The organism is Bradyrhizobium sp. IAR9 (genome assembly GCF_013408065.1).
Classification (GTDB): domain Bacteria; phylum Pseudomonadota; class Alphaproteobacteria; order Rhizobiales; family Xanthobacteraceae; genus Bradyrhizobium.
In genome coordinates this window covers 702,424-715,335 of record NZ_JACBZW010000003.1, presented here as the reverse complement: position 1 = coordinate 715,335, position 12,912 = coordinate 702,424, and the positions used below count along the sequence as shown (strand labels likewise).

Annotated in this window: 8 protein-coding genes; 4 read left to right on the top strand and 4 right to left on the bottom strand. The window is 65.5% G+C overall.

Annotated features, from left to right (window positions below):
• Nucleotides 1-124: 124 nt before the first annotated feature.
• Nucleotides 125-1,459 carry an MFS transporter gene (locus GGD67_RS12310; protein ID WP_179733010.1) on the bottom strand — a complete coding sequence of 445 codons (1,335 nt, stop codon included), beginning with the start codon at nt 1,457-1,459 and terminating at the stop codon, nt 125-127.
• 153 nt (nt 1,460-1,612) lie between these two features.
• Between GGD67_RS12310 and GGD67_RS12305 the strand changes: the two genes are divergently transcribed.
• Genes GGD67_RS12305 through GGD67_RS12290 form a run of 4 tightly spaced genes read left to right on the top strand, consistent with a single transcriptional unit; the run spans nt 1,613 to nt 6,211 of the window.
• Entirely contained in the window at nt 1,613-2,266 is a 654-nt protein-coding gene (locus GGD67_RS12305; RefSeq protein WP_018316813.1) for an ABC transporter ATP-binding protein, read from the top strand.
• On the top strand, nt 2,263-4,725 hold the full coding sequence (locus GGD67_RS12300) for an FtsX-like permease family protein (protein ID WP_179733008.1): 2,463 nt from the start codon (nt 2,263-2,265) through the stop codon (nt 4,723-4,725). The genes GGD67_RS12305 and GGD67_RS12300 overlap by 4 nt, the downstream gene beginning before the upstream one ends.
• Complete coding sequence (locus GGD67_RS12295) at nt 4,715-5,797, top strand: lipocalin-like domain-containing protein (RefSeq protein ID WP_179733006.1); 1,083 nt, start codon at nt 4,715-4,717, stop codon at nt 5,795-5,797. Before GGD67_RS12300 ends, GGD67_RS12295 begins: the two co-directional genes overlap by 11 nt.
• A gap of 27 nt (nt 5,798-5,824) precedes the next feature.
• Nucleotides 5,825-6,211, top strand: a complete 387-nt coding sequence (locus tag GGD67_RS12290) for an MAPEG family protein (protein ID WP_018316810.1) — start codon at nt 5,825-5,827, stop codon at nt 6,209-6,211.
• Between the two features lie 251 nt (nt 6,212-6,462).
• Here GGD67_RS12290 and GGD67_RS12285 read toward each other — a convergent pair whose 3' ends face one another.
• The 3 genes from GGD67_RS12285 to GGD67_RS12275 all read right to left on the bottom strand — a co-directional run bounded on the left by GGD67_RS12285 (nt 6,463) and on the right by GGD67_RS12275 (nt 12,362).
• The gene (locus GGD67_RS12285; RefSeq protein WP_179733004.1) at nt 6,463-7,656 is read right to left on the bottom strand and encodes an ABC transporter substrate-binding protein; all 1,194 of its coding nucleotides are present in this window, start codon (nt 7,654-7,656) and stop codon (nt 6,463-6,465) included.
• Between the two features lie 333 nt (nt 7,657-7,989).
• On the bottom strand, nt 7,990-11,160 hold the full coding sequence (locus GGD67_RS12280) for an efflux RND transporter permease subunit (protein WP_018316808.1): 3,171 nt from the start codon (nt 11,158-11,160) through the stop codon (nt 7,990-7,992).
• Nucleotides 11,157-12,362 (bottom strand): efflux RND transporter periplasmic adaptor subunit, encoded by a 1,206-nt coding sequence (locus GGD67_RS12275; RefSeq protein ID WP_179733002.1) that lies wholly within the window; start codon nt 12,360-12,362, stop codon nt 11,157-11,159. Before GGD67_RS12275 ends, GGD67_RS12280 begins: the two co-directional genes overlap by 4 nt.
• Nucleotides 12,363-12,912 lie beyond the last annotated feature (550 nt).

Sequence of the window (12,912 nt, the reverse complement as noted above, 5' to 3'; positions counted from 1 at the left end):
ACCCGGATCGCGCTTCCCTCCGGCGTAAAATCAAGCGCGCTGGCTGGGACAACGCATTCCTCTTGGCCACCCTCAGCCATATGCGATAGCCCTGCCCTCCAGGGGAGGGTAAGAGAGCAGCCCCTTACGTCGGCGACACCACGCCCTTCAGCGCAGCTGGCTGCGGGGCGGCACCACGCATCAACCTGGCCTTTTCCGAGTTCGGCCACAGCAGCAGCAGGCCGAGCAGGCCGGAGCCTACCATGATCACGGCGTTGATGGTGAAGCCGGCCATGTAGCCATCGACCGTGCTGCCGGCACGCTGGATCATCGCCCCCATCACGGCCGGCGCGATGATGCCGGCCAGCGTGTAGAGCGCACCGTAGATCGCAAGGATCGCGCCACGCTGCGACGTCGGCGTGAACTCGCCAAGCATCGGCGGGCAGACCACATAGATCGCCCCGCACAGGCCAGAGCCGACCACGAGCAGCGCGATCTGGAGGCCCGCGCCCTGAACGTGCGGCATCGTCGCCAGAATCAACCCGCCGATCACCAGCGGCACCGAGCCGAGCACGCCGCGCGCCACGCGGGTGTTGTAGCCGCGCGCCATCATCACCTGCGAGATCCACCCGGTGAGAATGACGATGGTGGCGCCGAACACCCAGGGCAAGATCGAGATGAAGCCGGCCTGGCTCTGCGAGAAGCCGAGCCCCTTGACGATGAACGGCGTGAACCAGGTCAGGCCGAGCGAGAGCGCCCAATAAGCACCGAAGGTCGCCGCGACACAGCCGATGAAGGTGCGAGAGGTGAGAAGCTGCAAGTAAGGGATCTTCTGCTCGGTCGCGGCGAGGACCTGCGTGTCCTCCAGCGGGCCTTCCTTGCCGAGCGCGAGCCAGGCACACACCCAGATCAGGCCGACGACGCCGAGCGCGCCGAAGGCGTAGTGCCAGGAATGGTTGACGATGATCCAGTTCAGCGCCGGCACCGCGAGGATGACGCCGAAGGCCGAGCCCTGCGACAGGATCGCGGTCGGCAGCGTGCGCTTCTCGTCGGGGAACCATTTGTAGATGGCGTGCGCGGCGACCGAGAAGGCCGGGCCTTCGCCGGCACCCAGCACGATGCGGCAGATCAGCAGCGTGGTGAAGGAGACGGTGCCAACCATCGGAAACTGCGCCAGCGCCCAGATCACTGCGAGCACGAGCAGCACCCAGCGCGTCGGCACCTTGTTGACGATGAAGCCGACCACGATGGCCGCGATCGAGAACAGGAAGAAGAATGAGGAGCCGAGCAGGCCGAACTGCTCCGGGGTGAGCTTCAGATCGGTCATGATCGGCACGCCAGCGAGACCGACGACGATCTTGTCGGCGAAGTTCACGACCATGAAGAGGAAGAGGAGAAACGTGACGGTCCAGGCGCCCTTTGGCGTTCCCTTGGTCCCGATCGTCTTGCCGGCTCCCTCCGTCGTTCCCTCAACGCTCATGATTCTCCCCCGTCGATGTCTTTTGGTTTTTGGCACTTTTTTGATTTGGCTGTCTTGGGAGCTAACAACGGCTTCGAGACCAACGCAACCCGGCATTTCCGCAGCAAGTGTGCTACGCAGCAATTCCGCTAATTCCGCCCGGCGCCATTCATCGTGTTGAGCATCAAGAATCTCTCCAAGACCTTCTTCTCGGCCGGCGAGCCGGTCCATGTGCTGCGCGGCGTCGATCTCGACCTCAGGGCCGGCGAACGCGTCGCGCTGACGGGTGAGTCCGGCAGCGGCAAGAGCACATTGTTGCACCTGATCGCGGGACTCGATGCCGCCGATGGCGGCGCGATCCGGCTAGAGGACATTGAGGTCACCGCGCTGTCCGATGCAGGGCGCGCCAGCTTGCGGCGCGACCGGATCGGTCTGGTTTTTCAGCAATTCAACCTGATCCCGAGCCTGTCGGTCGCGGACAATCTGGCCTTTCAGGCGCGGATCGCCGACCGTCACGATGCAGCCTGGACCAAGGAGCTGGTCGAACGGCTCGGGCTCGGCGCTCTCCTGAAGCGCTATCCCGAGCAATTGTCCGGCGGCCAGCAGCAACGGGTCGCGATCGGCCGGGCGCTGGCGACAAGGCCGTCGCTACTGCTGGCGGACGAGCCGACCGGCAATCTCGATGAGGCCACCGCCGAGAACGTGCTGGCGCTGACGCGCGACCTGGTCGCGCGCACCGGCTGCGGCTTCCTGATGGTGACCCATAGCCTGCATCTGGCCGGCACGCTCGACCGCCATCTCACCCTGCATGCGGGGCGGATCGCATGAGACGCGCGCTCTGGGTGCTCGCGGTGCTGCTCAGCCATTGGCGGCGTCACAAGATGCAGTTCGCGACGCTGCTGGTCGGGCTGATCGCGGCGACCGCGCTGTGGAGCGGCGTGCAGGCCATCAACCAGCAGGCCCGCAACGCCTATGACCGCGCCGCCGCGACGTTCGGCGGCGTCCGCACCGCGATGCTGGTCGCGCCTGCTAGCGCGACATTTCCTCAGGAGCTGTTCATCAAGCTCCGCCGCGCCGGCTGGCCGGTGTCGCCGGCGCTGGAGGGCCGGGTCCAGATCAACGGACGCTCGGTGCGGCTGCTCGGGATCGAGCCGGTGACACTGCCGCTCGAAATCGGCAACGCACCGCGTCTCGGTGCTGCGGATTTAGGCAGCTTTGTTGCACCGCCGGGCCAGACATTGGCGGCACGGGAGACGTTGAGCGACTTGCAGGAAACGGAAGGCGCGGCGCCCCCGATCAGCAACGGCGCGAAATTGCCGCCGCTGCGCGTGCTGCCGCAGCTCGCGCCCGGCGTGCTGGTGGTCGATATCGGCGTGGCGCAGGGTCTGCTGCACAAGCCGGATCAGCTGTCGCGGCTTCTGATCGGCAAGCCCAAGGGCAAGCCTGCGCCGCTGGCAAGCGTGGTCGGCGACCGATTGCAGCTGGTCGAGCCGAACGCGGAGACCGAGCTGGAACGCCTCACCGACAGCTTTCACCTCAATCTTACGGCGTTCGGCCTGTTGTCGTTCTTCGTCGGCCTGTTCATCGTCAACTCGGCCGTCGGCCTCGCTTTCGAGCAGCGGTTGCCGATGCTGCGAACGCTGCGCGCCTGCGGCGCCTCGGCGCGCCTGGTCAACACCGTGCTGGTGATCGAGCTCGTGGCGCTGGCGCTGATCGCCGGCCTGATCGGGCTCGTCTGCGGCTATTTCATCGCGGCCGTGCTGCTGCCCGACGTCGCGGCGTCACTGCGCGGGCTCTATGGCGCTCAGATCCCGGGGCAGCTGACCTTACAGCCTGAATGGTGGCTCGCCGGCATCGGCATCAGCATTGCGGGCGCGCTCGTTGCGGCGGCGACCAGCCTGATCAAGGCGATCAGGATGCCGGTGCTGGCGACCGCGCAGCCGCACGCCTGGCAGCAGAGGCAGCGCCGCTGGCTGATCCTGCAGAGCTGTGCGGCCTGCGCCGTGTTCGCGGTCGCGCTGCTGCTGCTTCAGTACGGGCAATCGCTGATCGCGGGCTTTGGCGTGCTGGCGGCGCTGATGTTCGGCGCGGCGCTGATCCTGCCGGCGCTGCTCGAGATCATCCTGCTCGCGGGTCAGCGCGCCGCGAGAAAGCCGCTTGCGCTGTGGTTCTGGGCGGACAGCCGGCAGCAGCTTTCCGGATTGTCGCTCGCGCTGATGGCGCTGCTGCTCGCGCTCGCCGTCAATGTCGGGGTGTCCACCATGGTGGAAACCTTCAGCCGCACCTTCCTCGGCTGGCTGAACGGACGGCTCGCAGCCGACGTCTACATCAGCGCCTCCGACAATGCGCAAGGCGTTGCCATCCGCAACTGGCTGCGCGAGCGCAGCGACGTGCAGGCGATCCTGTCGGGCGGCCGTGCCGAGGCGCAGGTTCAGGGCCAACCGGTGGAATTGCTCGGCCTGCCCGACCACGCGCTCTATCGCGAGCGCTGGCCGCTGCTGGAAGCCGCGCCGCGCGGCTGGAGCCGGCTCGTGCCGGGCAATGCCGCCTTCATCAGCGAGCAGCTCAGCCGCCGCCTCAACGTCCGCATCGGCGACGTCGTCGAGGTGCCGGCACCTAGCGGGACATGGGAGCTCGACATCGTCGGTATCTATGCCGATTACGGCAATCCCAGGGGGCAACTCACCGTCAACGTCGCGGCGCTGATCCGGCAGTTTCCGCAGACGCCACAGACGCGGATCGACCTGATCGTCGCGAAGGAGAACATTCCCGGCCTGATCGCGGCCTTGCAGAAGCAATTCGCACTCGACGACCGCAGCGTCGCCGACCAGGCGACGGTAAAGGCGGAATCGATCCGCATCTTCAACCGCACCTTTGCGGTGACATCGGCGCTGAACGCATTCACGCTCGGTGTCGCCGGGATCGCGCTGTTCACGAGCCTGCTCACGCTGGCGAATTCCCGTCTGCCGCACCTCGCACCGCTGTGGGCGATCGGCATCACCCGGCCGCGCCTGGCCGCGATCGAATTGACCAAGACGCTGTCGGTGGCGCTGTTCACGGCGCTGCTCGCCGTGCCGCTTGGCCTCCTGGTGGCGTGGTGCCTGATCGCGATCGTGAACGTGAAGGCGTTCGGCTGGCGGCTGCCTTTCCACGTATTCCCGCTGCAGCTGGTCGAGCTGGTCGCGGTCGCGCTGCTCGCGTCGCTGCTTGCGGCGCTGTTGCCGGTGGCACGGCTGGCGCGGATGCAGCCGGAAAATCTCGTCAAGGTGTTTGCCAATGAGCGCTGATCGCATGTCGCGCCGCGCCTTCGCCGGCGGCATCGCCGCGCTGGCCCTCGCACGCCGCGCCAGCGCGCAGGGCTATGCCGGGCTCGGTGAGAAAGCGGATGGCTTTGGGAAGGTGACGCCGGGAAAGCTGTTTGCCTTTCCTGGCGATCACGGGCCGCATCCGGAGTTTCGTATCGAATGGTGGTATCTGACGGCAAACCTCGTCGATTCCAGCGGCGCGGCGTGCGGCCTGCAATGGACGCTGTTCCGTCAGGCGGCGCAGCCGGGCCCGCAAGGCGAAGGCTGGGCCAATCAGCAGGTGTGGATGGCGCACGCCGCGGTGACGCGGGCCGACACCCACCGCTTCAACGAAGTCTTTTCACGCGGCGGCGTGGGGCAGGCCGGCGTCACGGCAAAGCCGTTCGATGCCTGGATCGACGATTGGCAGATGAAGGCCCTCGAGCGCACCGACGACCGTACTTTGGCGCCGCTGGCGCTGAAGGCGTCCAGCACCGATTTCAGCTACGCCCTGACGCTGGAGGCCGCTCGCGCTGTGGTGTTGCAAGGCGATCGCGGCTTCAGCCGCAAGTCGGAGCGTGGGCAGGCGTCCTATTATTACAGCCAGCCGTTCTACCGCGCCCGCGGCACGCTCACCATCGACGACAAACCGGTGGACGTGACGGGCCAGGCCTGGATGGACCGCGAATGGAGCAGCCAGCCGCTCGACGCCGACCAGACCGGCTGGGACTGGCTGTCGCTGCATCTGTCGTCAGGCGACAAGCTGATGCTGTATCGGCTGCGACAGAAGGACGGCAAAGACTATCCGTTCGGCAACTGGATCAGCGCTGCCGGCGAAACGCAGATGATCGCGGGAGGCGACATCCAGATGATCCCGAAGGCGACGGCGGAGGTTGCGGGACGCAAGCTGCCGGTGGAGTGGCAGATCGCGATCCCATCGCGATCGTTCTCGATCCACTGCAAGCCGCTCAATCCCAGGGCCTGGATGGGGACCGGCTTCTCCTATTGGGAGGGGCCGATCAGCTTTGCCGGGACGCATGACGGCGTTGGCTATCTCGAGCTGACCGGGTATTGAAGCGCGGTCTGTTTGAAGGAACCAGCGATGTATCATTTCACCGCCCTCGTCACGCTGCTGGCGATCGCGTTTTATTTCTTCACCGCCATCAACGTGTCGCGCTCGCGCACCAAGACCGGCGTCAAGGTGCCGGCGATGTCCGGCCATCCGGATTTCGAACGCGCCTTCCGCATCCAGATGAACACGCTGGAATGGATGCCGATTGTCCTGCCGGCGCTCTGGCTATTCGCGATCTATATCGGCGACGGCATCGCGGCAGCGATCGGCGCGGTCTGGATCATCGGCCGCGTCGTCTACTTCATCGGCTATACGAAGGCGGCAGCCAAGCGCGGCACCGGCTTTGCGATCCAGGCGCTCGCCGCCATGGCGCTGTGGGCGGGGGCGCTTGGAGCGGTGGTGTTGCGGATGGTGTGAGGGATGATCTGCGGCCCCACGTTTCACTGTCGTCCCGGACAAGCGTAGCGAAGCGGAGCGCTGATCCGGGACCCATACTCACAGGGAGAGGTTTGGCGAAGACTCGAAGTTATCAGCCCGCGCGACAACTTCCCCCTGGGGTTATGGGTCCCCGCGTTCGCGGGGACGACAGAGAGTTTGTGGCACGAGCGTGGGTCCCGGCTCTGCGCAGCAGCGTTTCACGCTGCAGCGCGTCCGGGACACGAGAGCCGTCACTTCGTCAGCGGGCAGCCGCTTTCCTTGGCGGTGAAGAAGGCCTTGTCGCCGGGGACGGTGGCGAGCAGCTTGTAATAGTCCCAGGGCTTCTTCGATTCCGAGGGTTTCTTGACCTCGAACAGATACATGTCGTGGACCATGCGGCCGTTCTCGAGCACCTTGCCGCCCTGCGCGAAGTCATCGTTGACCGGGAGTTCCTTCAGCTTCTTGGCGACGGCTTCCGGATCCTTGGTGCCGGCGGCCTTGACCGCCTTGAGATAGCTCAGCGTCGCGGAGTAGGTGCCGGCGTGGATCATGCTCGGCATCCGGCCGGTGCGTTTGAGGAAGCGCTCGCCGAGATTGCGGGTCTTGTCATTGAGATCCCAGTAATAGCCCTCGGTCAGCACCAGGCCTTGCGCGGCCTGCAGGCCGAGGCCGTTCACTTCGGCAAGCGTCATCAGCAGGCCGGCAAGCTTCTGCCCGCTGGCGACGATGCCGAACTCGGACGCCTGCTTGATCGAGTTGGTGGTGTCGAGGCCGGCATTGGCAAGACCGACGATCTTCGCCTTCGAGCTCTGCGCCTGCAGCAGGAAGGAGGAGAAGTCCGACGAGTTGAGCGGCACGCGCACCGAGCCGACCACCTTGCCGCCATTGGCGGTGACGATCTCGCTGGTGTCCTTCTCCAGCGCGTAGCCGAAGGCGTAGTCCGCGGTGAGGAAGAACCAGGTGTCGCCGCCGGCCTTGGTCAGTGCACCACCGGTGCCGACGCCGAGCGCGCGGGTGTCGTAAGCCCAGTGGAAGCCGTAGGGCTGGCACGCATCGCCGGTGAGTCGCGAGGTCGCCGCGCCGACGACGATGTCGATCTTCTTCTTTTCCTTGGAGAGCTCGTGGATAGCGAGCGCGACCGAGGAGGTCGTCAGCTCCGTGATCATGTCGACGTTCTCGACGTCGTACCAGCGCCGCGCGATCGAGCTCGCGAGGTCAGGCTTGTTCTGGTGATCGGCGGTGACGAGCTCGATCTTCTGGCCCAGCACCTCGCCGCCAAAATCCTCGATCGCCATCCTGGCCGCCTCGACCGACCATTTGCCGCCGTAATCGGCATAGACGCCGGATTGGTCGTTGAGGATGCCGATCTTGACGCCTTGCGCGGAGGCCGGCGCCGCCAGCACCAGAGCAGAGGTTGCGACGGCGGCCAAAAGTGCTGATTTCATCTGTTAGCTCCCAGCAGTTTTCTGTTTTGAAATCGCGCGGATACTAGTGAAGAACCCCGCGCCTGCCCATCCATTTCGCGTTGGTCGTTAGTATGGGCGTGTGCCAATTGGCATCGCGGATGGCGCGACAAAATGAGCTGTCGTCCCGGACGAGCGAAGCGAAGATCCGGGATCCCGGCGCGAGCGCTTGCGCTCGTCGCCATAACCACAGGGAGAGGTTTGGGACGAACCTCGCAGCTCCGAGTCTTCGCCAAACTGCTCCCTGTGGCTATGGATCCCCGCTTTCGCGGACGACACTGGGAGTGAGGGGACGCAAGTGGCCGCCACCGACAACTAGGGGCCCGCCACCTGCGGCTTCTTCCCCTCGTTCCGCCCTTCCGCCAGGTTCCGCACCACCACGTAGAAGATCGGCGTGAACAACAGGCCGAACAGGGTGACGCCGATCATGCCGAAGAACACGGCGACGCCGACGGCCTGCCGCATTTCCGAGCCGGAGCCGCTCGATATCACCAATGGCAGCACGCCGAGGATGAAGGCGAAGGACGTCATCAGGATCGGTCGCAGGCGCAAGCGGCAGGCGTCGATCACCGCCTCCAGCCGCGGCTTGCCTTCGTTCTCGATGTCGCGCGCGAACTCGACGATCAGAATCGCGTTCTTGGCCGCCAGCCCCACCAGCACGACGAAGCCGATCTGGGTGAGGATGTTGACGTCCTGGCCCATGATGCGCACGCCGATGGTGGCAGCGAGCAGGCACATCGGCACGATCAAAATCACCGCGAACGGCAGGGTCCAGCTGCCATATTGCGCAGCGAGCACGAGGTAGACGAACAGCACGCAGATCGGAAACACGTAGAGGCCGGCATTGCCGCCGGTGATCTGCTGATAGGACAGATCGGTCCATTCGAAGGTGAAGCCGCTCGGCAAGGTGTCGTCCGCCAGCTTCTTGATGGTGTTGAGCGCCGTGGTCGAGCTGGTGCCCGGTGCCGGCTCGCCCTGGAGCTCGGACGCGGCATAGAGATTGTACCGCGCGACGCGGTCGGGACCCGAGACGTCCCTGAACTCGACCACGCTGCCGAGCATCACCATGTCGCCGGCGGCGTTGCGCGTGCGCAGGCGTGCGAGGTCGCTGGGCTCTTTCCGGAACGGGAAGTCGGCCTGCGCGGTGACGTGATAGGTGCGGCCGAACAGGTTGAAGTCGTTGACATAGGTCGATCCGAAATAGCTCTGGATCGTGTCGTTGATATTGGAGATGGGAACACCGAGCTTCTGCGCCTTGGTGCGGTCGATGTCGACGAAGAGCTGCGGCGTGTTGGCCGAGAACGGCGAGAACACCGTGGGGCCGAGCAGCGACGGCGATTTGCGCGCCGCGGCGACCAGCTCGTCGGTGGCCGCGGCGAGCAACTCAGGCCCGCGGCCCTGACGGTCCTGGATGCGGATGGTAAAGCCGCCGCCGGTGCCGATGCCAGGCACGGCCGGCGGCGGAATCACGATGATGAAGGCGCCCTGGATCGCCTGCAGCCGCTTGCGCAGCTCGCCGGTGATGGCGTTGGCCGTCAATCCTTTCTTGATCCGCGCCTCCGGTTCATCGAACACCGGGAACAGCGCCGCGGCATTACCCGCCTGCGTGCGCGTCGCGCCGGAAAAGCCGGCAAAGGCCGCGACGCGGACGATGCCAGGCGTGTCCAGCGCGATCCGCTCGATCTCGCGCACGACCTCGGTGGTGCGCGCCAGCGATGCCGCTCCGGGCAATTGCACGGAGACGATGACATAACCGCGGTCCTGCGCGGGGATGAAGCCCTGCGGCGTCGTCACGATCAGCCAGCCGGCGCTGCCGATCAGCGCGACGTAGATCAGGATCATCACCACCGCATGGCGGATGACGAAATCGGCGAGGCCGGCATAGCCGTGCGCCAGCCGGTCGAACACACGGTTGAAGACCGCGGTGAAGGCGCCCCACGCCCGCGCGATGACATTCCAGCTTGCCGGCGGCCGCTTCTCCTCGTGCGGCACCAGGATCTGCGAGGCCAGCGCCGGCGACAGTGTCAGCGAGCAGAAGCAGGAGATCGCCGTCGCGACCGCAATGGTGACGGCGAATTGCTGGAAGAACTGCCCGGAAATACCGCCCAGAAACGCGGTCGGGACGAACACCGCGCACAGCACCAGCGCGATCGAGACCAGCGCGCCGCCGACCTCCTCCATGGTCTTGAGCGCGGCGTCGCGCCGGCTCATGCCGTGCTCGAGATGGCGCTCGACGTTCTCGACCACCACGATGGCATCGTCGACCACGATGCCGACCGCGAGGACGAGACCGAACAAAGTGAGATTGTTGATCGAGAAGCCCAGCGCCGCCATCACCGCGAAAGTGCCGACCAGCGACACCGGGATCGCGATGATCGGAATGATCGCGGGCCGCCAGCCCTGCAGGAACACCAGCACGACGATGACCACGAGCAGCATCGCCTCGTAGATGGTCTTGATCAGCTCGTGGACGGACTGGGCGATGAACTCGGTCGGGTTATAGCCGATATTGTAGTCGAGACCTTTCGGGAAGCTCTCCTTCAGCCTCGTCATGGTGTCGGAGATGTTCTTTGCCGTCGCGAGCGCGTTCGATCCCGGCCGCTGCGTCACCAGCATGGCGACGGCGGATTTACGCAGCAGGAAGCTGTTGGTGCTGTAGGCGAGCGCGCCGAGCTCGATGCGGGCGACGTCGCGCAACCGCACCACGCGGCCGTCGGAGCCGGCCTTGATCAGGATGTCCTCGAACTGCTTCTGGTCCTTCAGGCGGCCGGTGAAGGTGAGGTTCGGCTGGAAGGCGCGATCGGCGATCGGCGGCTCGGCGATCTGGCCGCCCGCAATCTGCACGTTCTGGGCGCGGATCGCGGCCAGAACCTCGGCCGAGGTCAGACCGAGATTGGCAATTCTATCGGGGTCGAGCCACAGCCGCATCGAATAGTCGCGCGCGCCAAAGATCTGGATGTCGCCGACGCCGTCGAGACGCAGCAGCTGGTCGCGGACCTGCAGCAGCGCGTAGTTGGAGATGTAGAGCTGGTCGAAGGTGTCGTCCGGCGACAGCATGAACACGACCATCAGGATGTCGGGCGAGTTCTTGCGGGTGGTGACGCCGTTGCGCTGGACCTCCTCGGGCAAGCGCGGCTGCGCGATCGCGACGCGGTTCTGCACCAGCACCTGGGCCTTGTCGAGGTCGGTGCCGAGCTTGAAGGTGACGGTGATGGTGAGCTGGCCGTTCGAGGTGGCTTGGCTGTAGAGATACAGCATGTCCTCGACGCCGTTGATCTCCTGCTCGATCGGAGCTGCGACCGTGTCGGAAACGGTCTGCGCGGAGGCCCCGGGATATTGCGTGGTGACGACAACGGTCGGCGGCACCACTTGCGGATATTCGGAGACCGGCAGCGTGGTGTAGGCGATCGCGCCGACGATCAGGAGAACGATCGACAGCACCATCGCCAGGATGGGCTGGTTGATGGAGAGACGACCGAGATTCATGACTTGCCACCGGCCGGGGCTTGCGCGGTCTGCGGGGCTACCTTGGCACCGACACGGGCACGCTGGATGCCGTTGACGATGACGCGGTCCTCGGCCTTCAATCCTTCGCGGATCACGCGCAGGCCGTCATCGAGCGGCCCGAGCACTACGGGACGCGCCTCGACGGTGTCGTCGGGTTTCACCACGAACACGATCTTGCGGGACTGGTCGGTCGCGACGGCAGCATCCGGAATAAGCAACGCCTCATAGGGCGCGCTGCCGATCAGCCTGACACGCCCGAACTGGCCCGGCAGGATCGACAGATCGGTATTCTTGACCACGGCGCGGCTGCGTAGCGTGCCAGTCGAGACGTCGAGCCGGTTGTCGAGGAAGTTGATGGTGCCTTCATGCGACGGCTTGGTTTCGCCGGCGAGCGTCACCTGCACGGGATTGGCCGTATCGCGCGAGCTCGGACGCCGCCCCTCGAACCACAGCTTGCTATATTTGATGAAAGTCGCCTCATCCATGTCGAAATAGACGTAGATCGGGTCGAGCGTGACGATCGAAGTCAGGAGGGTCGAAGAGCCATTGTCGCTGCCCTGCACGAGATTGCCGGGGCTGACGAGATGGCGGCTGACGCGGCCGGTCAACGGCGCCGCCACATGGGTGAATTCGATGTTCAGTCTGGCGGCTTTCAGCGCGCCTTCAGCCTGCACCTCCGCCGCATGCGCAGCTTGCAGGGCCTGGCGGCGCTGGTCGACGACCTGCTCGGAGACGGCGCTGGTCTGCACCAGGCTGAGGCCGCGGTCGAGCTCGCGCTTGGCAAGCTCCACCTTGGCGCGGGCATCCGATAGCTGCCCTTCCGCCTGCGTGGCCACCGCCTCGAACGGACGCGGGTCGATCACGTAGAGCAGGTCGCCCTGACGCACGATGGCGCCGTCCTGGAATTCGACCGAGTTGACGAAGCCGCCGACGCGCGGGCGCACCTGCACCTCCTCCACCGCCTCAAAGCGGCCGGTGAACTCGTCCCAATCTGTAACGGTGCGCTTGACCGGCTGGGCGACCGTCACGGGCGCCGGCGGCGGGGCAGCGCCTTGCGAGGCGGGCTGCCCGCAACCGGTGAGCGCGAATGAAGCGACGAGGAGACCCGCTAGTGCGTAATGCCGCGGCTGGACGAATTCGTGCTTTTTGACAAGTCGCTCGCTTCCATCCGGTCCAGCCATCCCAGGTCCTCGCATCGTCCGCATATCAAAAGCCGCGGAAAAAGCAGGGTAGGCATTTACCCGCGGGCGTCCCAAGATGGGTGGAGTTGATGACCACTTCAAGACCAAAGCGCGTGCAGGGCTTCCGAGCGCGCCCTGACCGGATGGCGGGTTGACAGGGGGTGAGTGGAGCTCTCTCGGGCGATACGAGACCGGTGACGAAGGCACGACGCCACCCTCCCCTGGGTAGGGCTATCGCGTATGGATTTCGTGAGGGCCGCGGGCTTGCTCCGCCTCTCCCGCTTGCGGGAGAGGCCGACGCGCTCGCAGAGCGCGGCGGGTGAGGGTTGTCACCACTCGGGGACATCGTCCGCAATTCTCAACAATCCCAATGCGGAGACAGCCCCACCCCAGCCCTCCCCCGCAAGCGGGAGAGGGAGCCGACTGCCAATGCCGCCGCATCGTGCACACCATATGCGATCGCCCTACTCTCCTGGAGGGAGGGTAAGAGAGAGCCAGCGCCTTCGCACATGACGAACGCCATCCGCTCGGCTAGATTGCCCTTACAAAA